Annotated in this window: 17 protein-coding genes; 8 read left to right on the top strand and 9 right to left on the bottom strand. The window is 55.8% G+C overall.

Annotated features, from left to right (window positions below; all coding sequences use genetic code 11):
• Window positions 1–5: 5 nt before the first annotated feature.
• Entirely contained in the window at window positions 6–1,532 is a 1,527-nt protein-coding gene (locus tag B5D61_RS08125; RefSeq protein WP_078812833.1) for an efflux transporter outer membrane subunit, read from the top strand.
• 23 nt (window positions 1,533–1,555) lie between these two features.
• On the opposite strand, the gene B5D61_RS08120 is transcribed toward B5D61_RS08125, so the two are convergent.
• Complete coding sequence (locus B5D61_RS08120) at window positions 1,556–1,960, bottom strand: P-loop NTPase family protein (RefSeq protein WP_139373135.1); 405 nt, start codon at window positions 1,958–1,960, stop codon at window positions 1,556–1,558.
• 189 nt (window positions 1,961–2,149) lie between these two features.
• Here B5D61_RS08120 and B5D61_RS08115 point away from each other — a divergent pair, with 189 nt between their 5' ends.
• The gene (locus B5D61_RS08115) at window positions 2,150–2,887 is read left to right on the top strand and encodes a hypothetical protein (protein ID WP_078812831.1); all 738 of its coding nucleotides are present in this window, start codon (window positions 2,150–2,152) and stop codon (window positions 2,885–2,887) included.
• 114 nt (window positions 2,888–3,001) lie between these two features.
• On the opposite strand, the gene B5D61_RS08110 is transcribed toward B5D61_RS08115, so the two are convergent.
• Window positions 3,002–3,460 carry an SRPBCC family protein gene (locus B5D61_RS08110; RefSeq protein ID WP_078812830.1) on the bottom strand — a complete coding sequence of 153 codons (459 nt, stop codon included), beginning with the start codon at window positions 3,458–3,460 and terminating at the stop codon, window positions 3,002–3,004.
• A gap of 91 nt (window positions 3,461–3,551) precedes the next feature.
• Here B5D61_RS08110 and B5D61_RS08105 point away from each other — a divergent pair, with 91 nt between their 5' ends.
• Complete coding sequence (locus B5D61_RS08105) at window positions 3,552–4,811, top strand: RNA polymerase sigma factor (protein ID WP_139373134.1); 1,260 nt, start codon at window positions 3,552–3,554, stop codon at window positions 4,809–4,811.
• 123 nt (window positions 4,812–4,934) lie between these two features.
• Window positions 4,935–5,318 (top strand): YciI family protein, encoded by a 384-nt coding sequence (locus B5D61_RS08100; RefSeq protein ID WP_078812829.1) that lies wholly within the window; start codon window positions 4,935–4,937, stop codon window positions 5,316–5,318.
• Between the two features lie 93 nt (window positions 5,319–5,411).
• On the opposite strand, the gene B5D61_RS08095 is transcribed toward B5D61_RS08100, so the two are convergent.
• A complete protein-coding gene (locus tag B5D61_RS08095; protein WP_078812828.1) occupies window positions 5,412–5,867 on the bottom strand; it encodes a hypothetical protein in 456 nt (151 codons plus the stop codon).
• A 229-nt stretch (window positions 5,868–6,096) separates the two neighbouring features.
• Here B5D61_RS08095 and B5D61_RS08090 point away from each other — a divergent pair, with 229 nt between their 5' ends.
• The 3 genes from B5D61_RS08090 (at window position 6,097) to B5D61_RS08080 (ending at window position 10,163) form a co-directional block, all read left to right on the top strand.
• Window positions 6,097–7,944 carry a DUF1592 domain-containing protein gene (locus tag B5D61_RS08090; RefSeq protein ID WP_245846505.1) on the top strand — a complete coding sequence of 616 codons (1,848 nt, stop codon included), beginning with the start codon at window positions 6,097–6,099 and terminating at the stop codon, window positions 7,942–7,944.
• Window positions 7,945–7,959: 15 nt separating this feature from the next.
• Entirely contained in the window at window positions 7,960–9,342 is a 1,383-nt protein-coding gene (locus B5D61_RS08085) for a DUF1552 domain-containing protein (RefSeq protein WP_078812826.1), read from the top strand.
• A gap of 245 nt (window positions 9,343–9,587) precedes the next feature.
• Window positions 9,588–10,163: a hypothetical protein gene (locus B5D61_RS08080; protein ID WP_078812825.1), complete on the top strand. Its 576-nt coding sequence runs from the start codon at window positions 9,588–9,590 to the stop codon at window positions 10,161–10,163.
• Between the two features lie 139 nt (window positions 10,164–10,302).
• On the opposite strand, the gene katG is transcribed toward B5D61_RS08080, so the two are convergent.
• Complete coding sequence (katG, locus tag B5D61_RS08075) at window positions 10,303–12,594, bottom strand: catalase/peroxidase HPI (RefSeq protein WP_078812824.1); 2,292 nt, start codon at window positions 12,592–12,594, stop codon at window positions 10,303–10,305.
• A gap of 248 nt (window positions 12,595–12,842) precedes the next feature.
• Between katG and bamJ the strand changes: the two genes are divergently transcribed.
• Entirely contained in the window at window positions 12,843–13,364 is a 522-nt protein-coding gene (gene bamJ, locus B5D61_RS08070; RefSeq protein ID WP_078812823.1) for a BamJ family beta-barrel-assembly machinery protein, read from the top strand.
• Window positions 13,365–13,434: 70 nt separating this feature from the next.
• Here bamJ and B5D61_RS08065 read toward each other — a convergent pair whose 3' ends face one another.
• The 5 genes from B5D61_RS08065 to B5D61_RS08045 all read right to left on the bottom strand — a co-directional run bounded on the left by B5D61_RS08065 (window position 13,435) and on the right by B5D61_RS08045 (window position 18,651).
• Window positions 13,435–14,721: an O-acetylhomoserine aminocarboxypropyltransferase/cysteine synthase family protein gene (locus B5D61_RS08065; protein WP_078812822.1), complete on the bottom strand. Its 1,287-nt coding sequence runs from the start codon at window positions 14,719–14,721 to the stop codon at window positions 13,435–13,437.
• A 132-nt stretch (window positions 14,722–14,853) separates the two neighbouring features.
• Window positions 14,854–15,645, bottom strand: a complete 792-nt coding sequence (locus B5D61_RS08060; protein ID WP_078812821.1) for a hypothetical protein — start codon at window positions 15,643–15,645, stop codon at window positions 14,854–14,856.
• A 63-nt stretch (window positions 15,646–15,708) separates the two neighbouring features.
• Window positions 15,709–16,377, bottom strand: a complete 669-nt coding sequence (locus tag B5D61_RS08055) for a hypothetical protein (protein WP_139373132.1) — start codon at window positions 16,375–16,377, stop codon at window positions 15,709–15,711.
• A 154-nt stretch (window positions 16,378–16,531) separates the two neighbouring features.
• Complete coding sequence (locus B5D61_RS08050) at window positions 16,532–17,956, bottom strand: sensor histidine kinase (protein ID WP_078812819.1); 1,425 nt, start codon at window positions 17,954–17,956, stop codon at window positions 16,532–16,534.
• Window positions 17,953–18,651 carry a response regulator transcription factor gene (locus B5D61_RS08045; RefSeq protein ID WP_078812818.1) on the bottom strand — a complete coding sequence of 233 codons (699 nt, stop codon included), beginning with the start codon at window positions 18,649–18,651 and terminating at the stop codon, window positions 17,953–17,955. Before B5D61_RS08045 ends, B5D61_RS08050 begins: the two co-directional genes overlap by 4 nt.
• Window positions 18,652–18,695 lie beyond the last annotated feature (44 nt).

The following is an 18,695-nucleotide window of genomic DNA, read 5'->3' as shown; positions in this document are numbered from 1 at the left end:
CTCCCATGCGCTACCTTCTTCCCCTCCTCCTCACCACCACAGCCGCCATGGCCCAGGTGGGGCCAAACTACGAGCGCCCCGCCACCGTCACCCCGCCTAACTTTAAAGGCGTCACCTGGCGTGAAGCCCGCCCCGCCGCAGATCAGCCCAAAGGCAACTGGTGGAGTGTCTTTAAGGACGCCAAGCTCAATGAGCTCATGGCCGAGGCCACCGCCAACAACCAGAACCTCAAGGCCTCCATCGCCCGCTTTGATCAGGCCCGTGCCGCCGCTCGTCTCGCTCGTGCCGATCTCTTCCCCGTGCTCAGCGTGCCGCTCACTGCCGACCGCCAGCGCACCTCGGAGAATGCCATCAGCCCCATCCCCCTGAACGGCCTCTACTATGAAGGCCCCTCCTACAATGCCCTCACCGACCTCAGTTGGGAGCTCGACTTGTTTGGGAAAATCCGTCGTGGGGCCGAGGCCGGCCGCGCTGAGGCCGAAGCCGCCGCCGACACCGTGCACAACGTCCTGTTAGGCATCCAGGCCGATGTCGCCACCAACTACTTTAAGCTGCGCTCTCTCGATCAAGAGATCCGCTACGTCAAGGAGGCCGTCGGACTCCGTGGGGAGGCGTACAAGATCGCCAAAGCCCGCGTCGATGCTGGTGCCGGTAGCGAGTTGGAGCAGGCGCAGTCCGAAACCGAAGTCGCCTCCGCCGAAGCGGAAATCTCCACCCTCCAGGCCCAGCGCGACCAATTGGAGAACGCCATCGCCATCCTCCTCGGAACCAATGCCGCCAGCTTCCGCATCGCCCCCACCGGTGCCCCCCTGCGTAGCCCCCCGGCCATCCCCACCGGCGTGCCCAGCGATCTCCTGGAGCGCCGCCCCGATGTCGCCCAGGCCGAGCGCACCCTCGCCGCCGCCACTGCCCGCATCGGCGTCGCCAAAGCCCAGTTCTTCCCCAGCATCAAGCTCATCGGCCGCGCCGGATTCCAGAGCACGGACATCGATCTCCTCATGCAGCCCGAGTCCCTCATCTGGAGCTACGGCCCCAGCATCAGCCTCCCCCTCTTCAGCGGTGGTAAGAACATTTTCAACCTGAACAAAGCCAAGGCCACCCACGACGAAGCCCTCGCCGGCTACCGTCAGGCCTTTCTCGCCGCCGTGGCCGATGTCGAGACCAGCCTCTCCTCCATCCGTCACCTCGCCGTCGCCGCTGAGGCCCAGCAGCGCGCCAGCACCAGTGCAGGCCGCGCCTCCAGCCTCGCCCACACTCGCTACGAGTCCGGCACCAGCCCCTACCTAGACGTCATCGAGGCCAACCGCACCACCCTCGCCACCCAGCGCGCCACAGTTCAAGTCGCCAGCCAGCGTCTCATCGCCACCGTCTCCCTGATCAAGGCCCTCGGCGGTGGATGGGACCCCGCCCAGCCCGGTGCCCTCCCTGCCGTCATCCCCGACCCCGCCGCCCGCACCGTGCCCGAGTCCAAGCGCGGCTTCTTCACCAAGGTCAAGGGCCTCTTCGGCGGGAAAAAGACCGTCCAGCCTTGAGTTGAAACCACCGCGCCAGGGCCTTACATCCCTTTCCCCAGCGCCTCCAGCAGATAACGCGTGGCCGAGCGCAGAGCCGCTCTGAGTTCATCCATCTCACCGGTCTTGGCACTGCACGTCACCACCGCCGGGGGCCGCGTGAAACCGTGCATCTCAGGCAGAGGTGGGGTGGTCCGGTCGCTCTCCTTGTCACACGGGGCCTGCACCACGATGATCGCTGCCTTCTCCCCCGCCAGCGACCTCACATAGTCCAGCCAATAGGTGAGTGAATGGTGATGCAGAGACACAAGCTGCACCGCATGCGTGCTGGGCACCTGCGGATCAAATCCCAAGCCCCGCAGTTGCCGACAGATCTGCGTCTTCCCCGCCGTGCCATTGCCCAACATGCCGCAGGACCTGGAGCGCAGGCGAGACGCCTGCTGTTTCACGCGTCTCGCGGGAAACCGTTCTAGCGGATACGATCCAGGACGAAGCAATTACCTGTCTTGACCTGCAGGTCGGGGAACATCATCTGGCACCCCGACAAAGCGAGATAGATGCCTTGTGATTTTCACCTTGCTTGAGAGGGATTGTTTCTCTTAAAGGGGGCTTTGAACGAATCTCGATTCTCTCATCCCATGATGCGCCTATTTTGCCTTCTGAGTGTCACTTTCCTTCTCGGCTGTGGTTTATCCCATGGAGAGGATCGCTATCTGGCTGCAGGAGCATCGGCTTCGGACCGGGAGTGGCGAGCCTCGGACTACCGAGTGCTACTGAAACTGATCCGTGAAAAAAAGGTGCCCCTGCCCTATTTATCCGATCCAGACGGACAAAAGATTCTCCGGAGATTTTGTGCTCTAGAAAATCTGTCCTTTGGCCGAAATCGAGGCCTACCGTTGGAGACTCGGCTGCAAGACTTTTTAACCCTGCATCAGGGAACGGCCCAGATGGTGACCCTCTACGTCGGCGAGGTCGCAGAAGGCAGAAAGGGCGAAGCTGAAATGAGCCTGCTTTTGAGTTTCATGCTCCACACCTCAGCCTTGGGTATCGATTTGGTCGATGAGTTTTTACCCACCCTTCCTAAAGATGACAGTTCCTACGAAACCCGAATGGCAGGTCTGGTGAAAATGAAGTCAGGCTTGGCGACGGTCTTTGCCGGGGCTTATACCTCCATCGCAGAAGATGAGATCTACACGGACGCTCAGCGCTCTGCCATCCTGGAGGCAGTTTCTTTGACCGTTCCTCAATTTGCCACGGTCCTCGGAGAAGAGACCAAGAAGGAAATGGCCGACAAATTTGGCAAGCTCGCGGATCGCTTTCAATCATCTCAAGACCAGGAGAACCTTCAAAAGATCACAGCGAGCCTGAAGAAATGAACGCCACAGGCGATCCGGGGTGCTCACCCTCATCGAAGTAGCGGGTGGGAAATTGTCCCCTTAGATATCATCCCCCGTCCTCTCCGTGAGAAAGGGGGTGAGCATGCGAAGCGATTAACCTTCATCAGGGATTTCCGGCTCGACCAGTTGAGCCAGTTGGATCAGGGACTCCTGCCATCCCTGATAACACGCAGGCGCAGGAATGACGGCAGGCACTCCGGCCTGGGTGATGTTCAACTCCGTGCCGCAGAAGACTTCCTTGAGTTCGATGGTGACGTGCATCTCCCCCGGCAGATTGGGATCTTCAAACTGATCGGTGTAGCGGATGCGTTCATTGGGCGTGAGTTCGGTATAGGTGCCGCCAAAGGAATGACTGGAGCCCGTGGTGAAGTTGGTGAAGGACATGCGATAGGTGCCACCCACGCGGCCTTCGGAGTGATGCACCTTGCCTGTGAAACCAAACGGCGGCAGCCATTTGGCTTTGGCATCAGCATCAATAAAGGCTCGATAGACTCGTTCAGGTTTAGCACGCAGGACGCGATGCAGACGGATGGTTTGGGTATCAGTAGTCATGGGAAGTGTAACGGGGGCAATGTGATGACGAACCGAGGAAGCGATTGAGGACACTTTTCTGCGATTTATTTTCGTCTATATCCAGATCCCCATGCAAGACACAGCTCCGGAACAGATTCGAGCCAAACTGGAATCGCTTTATCGGGCGGAATCGGGGCGTATCCGAGCGACCCTGATTCGGCTGCTGGGTCAATTTGATCTGGCGGAGGATGCTCTGCACGATGCCTTTACCGCAGCTCTGGAGCATTGGCCGCGTGAGGGAGAGCCAGCCAACCCCACCGCTTGGTTGATCTCCACAGGACGTTTCAAGGCCATTGATACATTGCGACGTCGCGCGCGCTTTGATGCCAAGCTGGAAAAGATCGCTGCACAGCTGGAATCCGCAGCCATCTGTGAGCCGTTAGACTCCCAGGAAGAGCACATCGGAGATGACCGTTTGCGATTGATCTTCACCTGCTGTCATCCGGCCCTGGCTCCGGAGGGCCGCATCGCCCTGACGCTGCGTGAAATTTGCGGCCTAACCACAGAAGAAGTCGCGCGCGCCTTCCTCATTCCCGCCCCCACTTTGGCTCAGCGGATTGTTCGAGCGAAGGCCAAGATCCGCGAAGCCCGTCTTCCTTATGAAGTGCCTGATCGTGAGGCCTTGCCCGAGCGGCTGCCCCCCGTGCTGCAAGTGATCTATCTGGTCTTCAATGAAGGTTATTTTGCCTCCTCCGGCGCGTCTCTCACCCGCTTGGACCTTTCTGCCGAAGCGATTCGGCTGGGGCGGCTTGTGATGGAGCTTTTGCCGGAACCTGAAGTGCAGGGCCTGCTCGCTCTGATGCTCCTGCAAGAGTCTCGCCGGTCGGCCCGGAGCGCGGCCTCGGGAGAACTCATCCTGCTGGAAGATCAGGATCGTTCCTTGTGGAATCGCTCCTTGATCGAGGAAGGGATCGCCCTGGTCGAGCAAGCCCTGATCTCCCGCCGCTTTGGTCCCTACACTCTCCAAGCAGCCATTGCGGCGGTGCATGCAGAGTCTCCGAATGCGACCGCCACCGATTGGCCTCAGATCGTCGCGCTTTATACCAAACTGGCTGAAGTCGCCCCGTCCCCCATCGTCGAACTGAATCGAGCGGCGGCTGTAGCGATGCGAGACGGCCCTGAAGCAGGTCTGAAGCTCATGGACGCCCTGATGAAATCGGGTGAACTGTCACGCTACGCGCTGAGCCATTCGGCGCGGGCGGATTTACACCGACGTCTCGGTCAGCATGAAGAAGCCCGGGCGGCCTACGAATGCGCTCTCGTGCATTCCCAGTTGGAACCTGAACGCCGATTCATCGAGCGACGCCTGAGGGAATTGGCCTCAGTGTGATCCCATAAATCTTTTCAAAAAAGATTCAGCGCTGTCGAATTCAGACTCCTCCATCCGACCAGCCTATGAAACGATCCCCGTTTGAGGATCGTCGCCAGACTCAAACCAAACACAAAACCGATCATGAAATACATCTGCCTAGGTTACATCGAACCCAACAAACTGGAGTCTCTGCCGGAAAACGAATGCCATGCAATGATGGACGACTGCTTCCGCTATGATGATGAACTGAGAAGCCATGGCCACTTTGCAGGAGGCCATGCGCTGCAAGGCCCGAATACGGCCATGACCCTACGCTGGCAGGATGGCCAAGTGACGGTCACGGATGGCCCCTATGCAGAAACAAAAGAGCAACTCGGCGGCATTCTGATCCTGGAAGCTCGTGACCTCAATCACGCCATCGAACTCATGTCCAAGCACCCCGGTGTGAAAGCGGGACCGTTTGAGATTCGCCCTGCCGCGGATCTAAATGAAATGATTGAGGCCAGCGAGAAGCGTCGAGCCTAATGATGGCTAGAGTCATGAACTGACTGAATGACCAATGCAATCACCTGGAGATAAACTTGTTTTCACTCTGGGTGACTGCTGAGCGTTGGATAATCATTGCGGCAGCGTAGGCGTTTCAGAGGTATCAAAGCTCTCGAAATGCGTTCGATCACGCTCCTCAAAATAGGCACAGACAGGGGCGGAAACTAAAATCCGCCAGCCCCACAAGAGTAATCCCATCAAGGTGGCGGATATGCCCACGACAGCAAGGTGACGCAAGGGACCTTGGATTTCTGCCCCAAACCAAGTGACCGAATACGACCCGGGATCGAAGGGATAAGCGCAGGTGATTGCCAACACCAAGAGAAAGAACAATCCGATCCAGAGCTTGGCCCAGCCAAGGGAGCTAAGCCGTCCTTTCAATAGGCCGATGCCCACAGGGATCATGAGGATGGACAAGTTAATCGATGTCTTGTGGGACAACAAAGCTTCTGTGATCCGCCATCCGGCTGAGCATCCAAACAAAATAAACACCCAAGCCAAAAAAGTTAGGGCACGAGGGCGTTTCATAGAATCAAAAACCCATCAATTGAATCATCGCATAGATTCTTATTATTCGACAAGACAATTTGGTGTCTCTCCATCACTGGTTTTAACTTTGAACCAGCTTTTCTCGTGAAAAGCTTGTCCAACAACAGGCGTAGTCAGGGCACCCCCCTTGACGTTCCGAATGAGTAACCACGAATTCCCCAGCCATCGACCTCTCGTCTCTCGATTTTTGAGATGGGGCCTGAGGCTCATGCTGGTGGTCCCATGTCTGATCCAAGCAGAGACCATCGCTGACAAAGAACTGACAGGTTTACAAGCCGAGGCCAAAAAAGCGTTCAAGGAGCATGTGGCCCCTTTCGTCAAAGACTTCTGCCTGGACTGTCACGGCAATCGGCGCACCAAGGGAGGCCTGAATCTCGAACCCGCTCTGAAAAATCCCGGCGAGTCTTCCGCCAGCCGGAAATGGATGCAGGCATTTGCCAACGTCAACGCCCATGACATGCCGCCCGATGACTCGGATCAACCGGCAGCGAAAGAGCGGCAGCAGTTTCTGGATGCTCTGAATCAGATCAAATACCTGAGCCATAAAGACCCGGGGCCGTTTGTCATCCGACGTCTGACCAAAGTGGAGTATGGCAATACGCTGCATGATCTGTTTGGTGTGGATGCAGCGGTCGCGAAGGAGCTACCCGATGAAGTGGCCGGGCAAGGCTATCTCAACTCGCTCTCCCCGATGCAAACGGAGCAGTATTTGGAGATTGCCAATGCGGTGCTGGATCAAATCTGGCCCGAAGCAGGTCAACCCTCGGCACACTTTCAAAAACATTGGTTAGACCAATCCTCCACAAGCACGGCCACTCAACTGGCAAGTTCCTGGGCCAGACAGGCGTTTCGACGCCCAGCTTCCGAAGAAGAAGTGACCCTGCTCACAAAGGTTTATGCACTCGGTCAGCAGAACAAACTGGATCACTCTGCCTCTCTCAGGCTGATGTTGAAAGCGGTTCTAGTCTCTCCGCAGTTTCTCTTCATCACCCCCGCACAGGCCACCGCCGCAGGCCAGAAGATCGTGCCATTGGATGACTATCAACTGGCCTCCCGCCTCTCCTATCTGCTATGGGCCACCATGCCCGACTCGGAACTGAGTGCCCTGGCCGATGCAGGCACACTGCATGAGCCCGGCGTCTTGAAAGCCCAAGTCAAACGCCTGCTGACCGATGCCAGATCACGCGCCTTATTTGATGGCTTTGGGGCGCAGTGGCTAGGCTTGGGAGGGCTAGATAGTAAGACCTTCGATGCCAAGAAATTCCCCCAGATGACCCCCGCTCTACGCACCGCCATGTATGAGGAAGCGCGGCTCTTTTTCGGCAGCATCGTACGAGAGAATCGCAGTGTGGTCGCCTTCATTCAAAGCGACTACACCTTCCTCAATGAGCCGCTTGCTGCCATCTACGGATTGGAGAAAGAAGTGACGGGCACCAAGATGCGCAAGGTCAAGCTGACCAACGCCAACCGCGGTGGTATCCTCGGTATGCCCGGCATCCTGGCCACCACCTCCTTCCCAAACCGGACCAGTGCCGTCAACCGCGGTGTCTGGGTGCTGGAACAGGTGCTGGGTGAGCATGTGCCTCCTGCACCACCGAATGTCCCGGCCCTGGAAAAGCAGAATCAGAAGCAGGTGGAGAACCTGACGCTACGCCAACGCACCGAACTCCACCGCACGAATGCTGTGTGTGCGAACTGCCACAAGATCCTCGACCCCATTGGATTCGGTCTCGAGAACTTTGATGCGATTGGTCGTTGGCGTGATACCGATGATGCAGGAGGTGCCATTGATGCGGCAGGTGAACTGCCGGGAGGAAAACACTTCACCTCTCCCAAAGAACTGAAGAGCATCATCGCCGCACGAAAGGATGACTTGGCCCGAAACCTCACCGAAAAACTTCTGGCCTATGCCCTGTGCCGACAGCTGGAAGGCTATGACAAAATCGTCGTGGATCAGCTTCTAAAAACCATCGCCAAGGATGGTTATCGGATGCAAACGCTCATCAGTGAAGTGGTGGCCAGCTACCCGTTTTTGAATCGGCGGATCGAAGATTAACTGTTATAATACCCCATGACTCACAAACACCTCATCAACCGCCGCACCTGCCTCAAAGGTCTCGGAGCCACCCTAGGCCTGCCGTTGCTCGAAACCATGGGCTGGGCGGATGCGGTGAAAGGCAAGACCTCTTACAAACCTCCGGTGCGCATCGGTTTCATGTACATGCCCCATGGGGTCATCATGGATCAATTTTGGCCAGCATCGCCTGAGTCTTTCCTCAAGTCACCACCACCGGCCTTGGAGTCTCTGAAGCCCGTGTTGGATCAGTGCCTCCTGATGAAAGGCATCTCAGGAGTGCCGATTTCACCTTTCAACGGTGCTCCGCATGCCCTGGAGCTCTCCACCTGGCTTACGGCAACCCTGCCTGACCCGAGCAAGCGAAATCAAATCCACATCGCCATCTCAGCCGACCAGATCGCCGCCAACTACATCGGCGCGATGACATCCCTACCCTCGTTGGAACTGGCTACGATGCCACAGACGCACAAGGAGAATCAAGAGGGGTTGAACGAGGGGTATTATTCTCACTGCAGCTACCGCTCACCAACTCAAGCGATGCCCGCTGAGATCAATCCGCGCAGCGCATTGAATCGCTTGTTCGGCAAGTCCGACCCAGACAACAGCCAGCGTCAAGCAGATCCCCTGGAACGCCAGATGCTGGATCTGGTGATCGGGGGTGCCCGCAACTTGCGCAAAACACTACCTCACGGAGATCAACAAAAACTGGATGAATATCTGGATAGCGTGCGCTCCGTCGAACGACGCATCGCTGCCATTGAAATGCGCCAGAAAGAAGCCGCTCTCGAAAAAGCTGGAATGGCTCCCAGCAAGCGGAGTGCAACGGACTCTCCACCCATCGACATCCGTATTCCAGACGGTGACAAGCGTAGCGAATACATGCAGGTGATGTGTGACCTGAACGTCTTGGCTTTCCAGACGGATACCACCCGAGTGAGCACCTACATCGGCTCGACACCCAACGGCGTCTCCTATCCTGAACTTGGCTTCACCGACACACACCACTCTCAGACGCACCACAACAATCGAGCCGAGCAAGTGGCCAAAGTGGCTGCCATCACGGCGTTCAACATTTCCCAGTTTGCCTACATGGTGAAAAAGATGGCCACGCTTCGTGAAGGGGACGGAACTCTGCTGGATAACTGCATCATGATGTGGGGTTCTGGTTTGGAAGATGGAAACAAACACAGTCGCGAAAACCTCCCCTTCATCCTGGCGGGCAAAGGTGGCGGCTCCCTCAACACCGGACGTTTTCTTGCAGAGACTAAAGGCAACCAAGGCGATCTTCTCACGACTATCCTGACCTGTGCGGGGGTGCCGCTGGATCGACCGATCGGCATCGCTACCAAACAGATTCAAGAGATGATGAAGGCCTAACAAGTCACTGTGTCCTATATGGTTTGAGTTGTGCCCCTCTTCTGTGCCTTTGCTCGTTCACGAGAGCGTGCTGAAAAATGCTCGCTGACATTTGGTTCTGATTGATTGCGACCGCCAATTATCCGACATGAGCTAATCAAAACAACCAATCATGCGGCCTAACAGGTAGCATTTCACATTTTATTCTAACTTGGATTAAAGACTTGTCGGCGGTGTTATCTTAGGCGTTAGATTCGGCGACCTCCATGAGTGAGCGCCTGCCTCCACCCCAAACTGAATACTTTTTTGAGCATCCGCCCTGGAATAATCATTGGGTGCTGTTTGGGCTTGCCTTGGCCATGTCCTGTTTCGATTTTCTGGCGGGCCCTGTGATCATGTTCCCTGTCTTTTTTGTGATTCCTGTGGCTTTGTTAGCCTGGAATTGCGGACTCCGCACAGCCCTTAAAATGGGGGCAGTTCTCTGCATCATTCGCTTCTGCATTCAGTATGCATGGGGCATTCCGTATGAAGTGCATGTGGCTGTGATCAACGCCGTTTTGCGGGTTGGGATTCTCTTCTTCATTACCTTCTTGATCGGCAAGCTCTCTCAGCAGACCAAAGCTCTTCGAGCACGCGTGCGCACTCTCGAAGGTATCTTGCCCACCTGCGGGTTTTGCAAAGACATTCGTGATGAGAACGGGTGCTGGCACGAAATCGAAGACTATGTCACCTCACGCACTGAAGCGCAATTCAGCCACAGCGTTTGTCCCAAGTGTGTCGCCAAACACTACGGCGACATTCCCCAGGAAAAGGTGCTGGGGGAAGCCCCCTCACCCTCCTGAGAAAATCGATCCGGTGCGCGTGAAGTCGCGAATTCAACACGGCCAGCTTACCCGTTTTGCTCCCGACTGTCCGATAAGCGACGTCTGAGTGATCTTTACCGATCACTCTAGCACCGCTCCATCGGACCAAGACATCCGATCATTGAAGATCAAAACGATCCAGATTCATCACCTTGCTCCATGCCGAGACAAAGTCGTGGACGAACTTGGCCTGGGAATCCGCCGTCGCGTAAACTTCAGCCACCGCGCGTAATACCGAGTTAGAGCCAAAAATAAGATCCACGCGAGAGCCAGTCCATTTGACTTGCCCTGTCTTACGATCACGACCTTCAAAGGCTTGTTCATCTCGGGAAACAGGCGCCCAAGCGGTGCTCATGTCGAGGAGATTGACGAAGAAGTCGTTGGTAAGCGTTCCTACCTTATCCGTGAAGACTCCAGCTTTACTTCCACCGACATTGGCACCCAGCACACGCAAACCGCCAATAAGCACCGTCATCTCCGGAGCGGTCAAGGTCAGCAACTGAGCCTTATCGATGAGCAATTCTTCAGCGGGAATGGAATACTGCCCTTTGAGGTAATTACGGAAACCATCTGCGTAGGGTTCCATCACATCAAAGGATTCCACGTCAGTCTGCTCCTGAAGCGCATCCATTCGACCAGGGCTGAAAGGGACGCTGATTTCATATCCAGCTGCCTTGGCAGCCTGTTCCACAGCCGCGTTACCAGCCAGAACAATGAGATCTGCCATGGAGATCTTTTTGCCGTGAGCTGCGCTGCTGTTGAACGCCGTTTGGATGGCTTCTAGCTTAGCCAGCACATGAGCGAGCTGCTCAGGCTGATTGACATCCCAATCCTTCTGCGGCGCAAGACGGATGCGAGCACCGTTGGCTCCACCACGCTTATCCGAGCCCCGGAATGTCGAAGCCGAAGCCCAAGCCACGCTCACCCATTCGGATCGGCTTAGACCGGAAGCTAGGATCTTAGTCTTCAAGGAAGCCATATCCTGATCATTGATCAACGGATGATCCACCGCAGGGATCGGGTCTTGCCAGATAAGTTCTTCTTGAGGCACCTCAGAGCCTAGATATCGGGCACGTGGCCCCATATCACGGTGAGTCAGTTTGAACCAGGCACGAGCAAAGGCAGCGGCGAACTGATCCGGATTCTCCAGGAAACGACGGGAGATCTTTTCATACTCGGGATCGAAACGCAGCGCCAAGTCGGTGGTCAGCATGCTTGGAGCAATGCGTTTCGAGGCATCATGAGCATGAGGTACCGCCCCCTCCCCACCGCCATTCTTGGGTTTCCACTGATGTGCTCCAGCAGGGCTCTTGGTCAGTTCCCATTCATAACCGAACAGGTTCTCAAAGAAGTTATTGCTCCACTGAGTCGGCGTGGTGGTCCAGGTCACTTCCAGACCACTGGTGATGGTGTCGCCGCCTTTGCCCGAGCCAAAGCTATTTTTCCAGCCGAATCCTTGCTCGGCCAGTCCTGCGGCCTCCACATCATCCCCCACATGGCTGGCGGGAGCCGCACCATGAGTCTTACCAAAAGTGTGCCCCCCAGCGATGAGAGCCACCGTTTCCTCGTCATTCATGGCCATACGGCCAAACGTATCGCGGATATCATACGCAGCCTTGATCGGATCAGGATTCCCATCGGGTCCTTCGGGGTTCACATAGATGAGCCCCATTTGCACCGCTGCCAGGGGATTCTCTAGCTTTCGACTATGGATATCACCATCGGCATCATCATCGGACACGACCACACCTCGGCCTTTTTCCACACCTTCAGAACCGTGGGCATAACGTTTGTCTCCGCCTAACCACGTGGTCTCGCGGCCCCAATAAACGTCCAGATCAGGTTCCCAAGTATCCTCGCGACCACCGGCAAAACCGAACGTCTTAAAGCCCATCGTTTCCAGAGCGACATTCCCGGTAAGAATCATGAGGTCCGCCCACGAGATCTTACGGCCATACTTTTGTTTGATCGGCCACAGCAGACGGCGCGCTTTATCCAGACTGACATTGTCCGGCCAGCTATTCAGCGGAGCAAATCGCTGCTGCCCTCGGCCACCACCGCCACGACCATCACCCGTGCGATAAGTGCCTGCACTATGCCAGGCCATTCGGATAAAAAGAGGTCCGTAATGACCAAAGTCCGCAGGCCACCAGTCCTGAGAGTCCGTCATCAGAGCTGCCAGATCCTTCTTCAAGGCCGCCAGATCCAGGCTCTTGAATTCCTCAGCATAATTGAAACCTTGCCCCATCGGGTTCGACTTGGAGGAATGCTGATGCAGCAGATCCACACGCAGCAGCTTCGGCCACCAATCGCGATTCGTCGTCCCTGTGCTGGGAGCGTGGTGGAAAGGGCACTGACCTTTGGGCGCGGCGGCGGAGGTCACAGGACAGGATGAGGCTTCGTCTGACATAGAGGTTCTTTTTTGAGTTGAAAGAAGGTGACGCGAGGCTCCAGCTATTACGTTCCTCGACAGGCTCGAAGAACACTAGAATCTTTCTTTTACACGCTTCGCCTAGCTGGAGGGAAGCCTGTTTTATCATTTCATCACCCGGACTCTTTTGATGAAAGAAAGTCCTCGCCGTTTAAGCCCTCCCTAAGCTATGTCTGGTTGGGTTTGCAACCATTGCTTCCCTCACTTCAACTCTCGATCCTCACTCCATGAAGTCTTGTTCCTTTTCTCTCATTCGCTTCGGATCACTTAGCGCCGCCCTGGTTTTAGCCAGTTGCCAAACCACCGATAAAACCGGGAGCGTCCCCGAGACAGAAACACCAACAGCCATTGCTTCCCCCACTATTTCCGCCCCCGTGCCACCTGCTTCCACCACACCCGACGCTTCTGGCTGGGTGTCCACAGCCAGTGGCCTGCGATACAAGGTGCTGAGCTCCGGCCCCGCAGAAGGGCGGTCACCGACGATGTTTGATTCCGTCATGGTTCACTACCGCGGCACGCTTACAGATGGCACGGTGTTTGATAGCTCCATTGAGCGCGGAACGCCTGCTACCTTTGGCGTCGGTCAGGTCATCCCTGGCTGGACCGAAGCCTTGAGGATGATGAAGCCCGGCGATCAATGGGTGCTCTACATCCCATCTAATCTGGCCTATGGCAGCCGGGCTGTCGGAGGCAAGATTCCACCGAATAGCGATCTCATCTTCCAGGTCGCTTTGATTCAGGTGTTATAAGCACACACGCCACAGTCTTCTTGGTTAGGGCAGGCCAAAGCTGGCCTGCCCTTTACCTTGAACCTTTGGTTTATGCTCCTTGCAGAGCCTGCTCGATGTCTGCCTTGAGGTCATTGATGTGTTCAATGCCCGCGGAAATACGGAGCATACCAGGCTGAACCCCTGCACGGATCTGCTCTTCAGCGGAAAGCTGAGAGTGTGTGGTGGAGGCCGGATGAATGATCAGGGTCTTGGCATCCCCCACATTCGCCAGATGCGAGATGAGTTTCAGATGGTTCACAAAATTCTCGGCGCGGGCACGATCCCCCTTCAGTTCAAAAGACAAGACACCACCGAAGCCACGCTGAAGGTATTTTTTGGCGTTGGCATGCGTGGGGTGATTGTCCAAACCTGGATAGTTGACAGAAGCCACCTCAGGATGTGCGGCAAGCCAGTGAGCCAAAGCCAGAGCATTTTCACAGGTGCGTTCGACACGCAGAGACAGAGTCTCCAGCCCCTGAAGAAGCATGAAAGAATTGAATGGGCTCTGGCAAGGGCCCCAATCACGCAGACCTTCGATACGGCAACGGATGATGAACTGAATGTTTCCCATCGGCCCACCGACACCGAAAACGTCATTTAAGACGAAACCGTGATAACTCGGTGAAGGGCTGGTGAACTGCGGGAACTTGCCATTGCCCCAGTCATAGGTGCCAGCATCGACGATGACCCCCCCCATGCTGGTGCCATGACCGCCGATCCATTTCGTCGCCGACTCGACCAAGATATTGGCACCCCATTTCAAAGGCTGACAGATCGCACCTCCAGCGCCAAAGGTGTTATCCACGATCAAGGGCAGATCGTGCTTTTTAGCCAGAGCCACAAACGCATCGAAGTCAGGCACCGTCAGCCCAGGATTACCGATGGTTTCCAGATAGATGGCCTTGGTCTTCCCATCAATGAGCGGCTCGAAGCTTTCGACTTTGACTCCATCGGCAAAACGAGCCTCGACACCGATGTTCTTGAACGCGTTTTTAAACTGATTGTAAGAGCCCCCATAAAGATGGGAGGTGGTAACGAAGTTATCCCCCACCGATGTGATGTTATTGATGGCAATGAACTGGGCAGAGTGCCCTGAAGACGTGGCCAAGGCTGCGACACCACCTTCCAAAGCAGCGATCCTTTTTTCGAACACGTCATTCGTGGGATTCATCAGCCGTGTGTAGATGTTCCCAAACTCCTGTAGTGCAAACAGGCGGGCACCATGGGCCGAGTCTTTGAATTGATAAGCGGTGGTCTGATAGATCGGCACCGCACGGGACTGAGTGGCCGGATCGATTTCCTGACCGGCATGGAGCTGAAGCGTCTCGAAATTCATCAGAGGATTGGATTAGGTTGGTTGGGTTGGAAAAAGCCAGGAAGGTTGGCTCCCAGCTCAACGGACTAGACCTGAGGGGACGCCCCAAGTCAATGCAAGGGGATTGATCTCGACTGAACAGAAACTCCGTCGTCACTTCGTCAGCCACTTGACCGACATAATCTGCTCAATCTCCATCTTGCCTCCGGCCTCTGGGATGTCTTCCATGCTTTTCTGCCAGGTAATGACACAACGACGACCGAGATAAGAACCAGGATCTTCCACCACTTGATCGACGCTGGCGTCAGGCTGCAGAATGAAATACGAGACTTCCTCACCTTGAGCAGTGCGCAGTTGCCAATGAAAATAATCGCCTTCCTCAATACCGATGAAGACGCCTTCTTGCTGCTGCGTTTTCGCCGCTGCCCCCTTCCCAGCTTTGCCAGATTTGGCCTTGTTCAAAGCCTCGACAAAGGCTTTGCAGTTCGTTTCGTAAAGCTCCGTGGTGGCTTGATAATCCTCGCTATGCAGGACTGGAGTAGGCTTTTCCGTGGTAAGCCAACGGAAGATCGCCCCATCTTGGAAATAGAGGCGCTCTTCGACCTTGGCTCCCTTCTGGCTGACAGAGCCTAAGTGATACGTATTGAAGACGAAGAGTGGCTGCTGCCCTTCGAGATAATACTCAGTCACACCATCCCCGTCGCCATTGGACCGCGCCACAATCTTTTTCAACTCGCCCCCCTCGAACCAACCCGTGAGGGCAAATTCCACAGGCTCATCCCGGTAGGTCGCATTGACCTGACGCATCTTGGTCTGCGCGGCATTGATGGCTGCATAGATCTTGCGATGATGCGCCGTCTCTTCCTGGGCATAAGCCACAGATCCAAATTGGAGTGTGGCGACTAAAACGGCAAAGGAGATCCACCCGAGAAGCACTTTCATCATGGGCGAGGAGTGGACTAAAAAGTTAAAAAAGCAAGAGCTTAACTAACACCCACCGACTTAAGGTCACTCGCCAGCCCAGAGTTTCACATCATCAATCTGGCAGATGCCTAGATCTATCCCCTTGAAGTCAATCTGAGCTTGGCCTGCCATGTCGATGTTCGCACTTTCAAAGACGTGTTTCTTGCCATCGACTTGAAAGAGTATTTTACCCTTCTTGAGCTCAATCACCACATCGTGCCATTCATTGAGCGAAAACAACGGCTTCTCGGTAGGAAGGGTCTCGACGTTTTTCTTGATGGTCAGTGTCGTGGCTTTTTCGCTGAAGATCAGGGTGTGAATGTGATGCCCGAGATCAAGCAGCGGAAAACCTTTGGTATACCCTTTTCCATCGTAACGCACCCGCATCGAATAGACGAAATTTTCAGGCACCTTCTTGAGCCAAATCACCGGCTTAAAGCCCGCATGTCCTTTATCACCTTTGGCCAACATCTTCGTCTGAAATTCCTTGGAGGATTGACTGCCTGTCAGCACGCCATCCTTGATTTCCCAAGTCGTGCTTTGGCGCACCTCCCAAAAATCTGTATTTAACACCCCCTTGGAAAAGTCATCTTCATAAACAAGACGAAGTTTCTGAAACAGCTCGGACTTGAAGGGTATGTGGTCTATCGCCATTGCGGCGGGAAGAGCGGCGAACGAAGCCCATGCCAATAAGAATCGGGTAACTTTTTTCATAAATAATCCACAACTAGAACTCCCGAAAACGTAGACCCTTCATTTGTCTTGCGGATGAATCAAACGCACCACTCGTTTAATTAAAGTGAAACGCCGCTCTAGCTCCAAGGCTTTAAATCAAGGCCTCTACGGAGAAGGCCCTGAGCCAGACAAGTCACGAAGGTAAATTGATACGTATCCGCAAGCCTCCCCCTGCCCTCAGAGAAGCGTCAATACCACCGCCACAGGCGACGATGCAACGTTTCGCAATGGCCAAGCCGAGCCCGCTTCCTCCCGTATTGCGATTCCGCGCCGACTCGGGCCTGTAAAAGGGCTCAAACAAGCGGGTGAGGGCGACTTCAGGCACCCCTGGGCCACGATCTTCGATGGCGAGGGTGAGGGTGAGATAGGTCGCGTCCTGCTCGGCAGTGATGTCAATAGCGCTACCCGGCGCATAGCGCACCGCATTCCGCAGAATGTTCCCCAGCGCCCGGTCCAGAGCCTGTCGCAGAGTGTGGAGCTGGATCAAGGGCACCGACAGATTCACGGTAGCTTCGGCGGCCTCGCGTGCGATCACCTGCTTCAACAGATCCCCCAATTCAAAGGATTCCGGTTTCTCCCGTTCCGGTAGCGTCTCCGCTTTGGAAAACACCAGCACTTCCTCGACGAGACGAGCCATGTGCTGGAGCTCGCGATCCAGTTTCTCCAGATAAGGTGCCTGATCGGACGTGCTCCGCTGGCCGAGCACACCGATGGCCATCTGCATGCGGGCGATAGGGCTGCAAAGTTCATGCGCCACATCTGCAGTGATGCGCTTTTGCTGACTCACATAGTCGCCTAACTGATCCGCCATCGCATGGATGGAGACGGAGAGCTCGCCCAATTCATCGGGACGCGTGCTCCCGGGCTCCAGACGCTCATGGAAGCGGCCTTCGGCAATGCGACCCGCGACACCATTCAACCGCTGAATGAAGCGCGTCAGGCGATGCACGAAGGGGAGCCAGATCACAACCGAAACCACAACGGCGGCGGCCAGCATCCAAACCCAAGGCCATGGATCCAGGAGCAATCCACCTGCTGCTAGCCCACTGGAACGGATCACCAGGGTCTGGGAGCGCTTCGTCTGAGCGGAAATCAAATCCAATTGAACCCCTGCCCAGTAATAAGCAGGATCCCCGGCCCGCAGGATGAAGCGGGGTTTGGCTGGCGCATCTGCTGGTCGGCGTTGCATGGGGCGAGGAGGGCGCTCTTGAGGGGGACGTCGGTCCACCAGCTTCGGTTTGACGGCCTCGGGCACAGGCACGTTCGGGCCATGAAGTTGCTGCGCTTCTCCGGAAAAAAGAGCCAGGGTGACTCCATGGGCCTGGGCCAGTTCGTTCAACCAGGCATCCCACTCGGGTTCAGGTAGGCGAGACAATTCGTAGCTCACCTTATCCCCAAGCGCGGAGAGGCGCTCCCCCGGCTCACCGGAAAGCATCCAGTCCATCCCTAAGCGAAATTGAGCGGAGAGAAAGGCAAAGCCTAACAAACCCAGAATCAAAAGATTCACCAACAGCCAGACGAGAATCTGGCTGTAAAGGGGCCTACGTATTCGTTTCATCGGCCTGGGGTCACGAGTTGGTAACCGTAGCCACGCACGGTTTTAATGAAACGCGGTTCCTTGGGATCATCGCCCAGCTTACGCCGCAGTCCGGAGATGTGCATGTCAATCGCCCGGTCAAACACATCCCATTCGCGATCCGCCACTTCCTCGATGAGTTGCTCGCGTGTTTTGACCCGTCCATGGGCCTTCGCCAGGCTCAGCAGCAGACCATACTCCGCGGGTGTGAGTTGGAGCGATTGGTCATCCAGCACCACTGCATGCGTTTCAGGATTGATGCGCAGACTTCCCACCACGATCTCTTTGACCGATGATAGCGGTGTGGCTTCGGCCACCCAACCTGAGCGGCGTAATACCGCCCTCAGTCGTGCGAGAAGCTCTCGTGAGGAAAAGGTCTTGGGTAGGTAATCATCGGCACCTAACTCCAGCCCCACCACTCGATCCACCTCTTCTCCACGCCCGGTTAGCATGAGCACCGGCACCTTCGAATGAGCCCTGATACGCCGAAGAACTTCAAAGCCATCACAGCCCGGAATCATCACATCCAAAATGACGGCTGACCAAACTTCAGAAACTGCCCGCTCGGCACCGCTTGGCCCTTCATGCACAGCTTCGACCTCGAACCCCATCGGGCTAAGGTAATCGGCCACCAACTGGCAGAGCTCGGCATCGTCATCAATGATCAAAAGGCGCATGGCACGGCACTTCGAAGAGAAACTAGCCAGAATAGATCTCGGAC

The organism is Prosthecobacter debontii, assembly GCF_900167535.1.
GTDB classification, from domain to species: domain Bacteria; phylum Verrucomicrobiota; class Verrucomicrobiia; order Verrucomicrobiales; family Verrucomicrobiaceae; genus Prosthecobacter; species Prosthecobacter debontii.
This window is presented reverse-complemented; position numbering and strand designations above follow the sequence as displayed.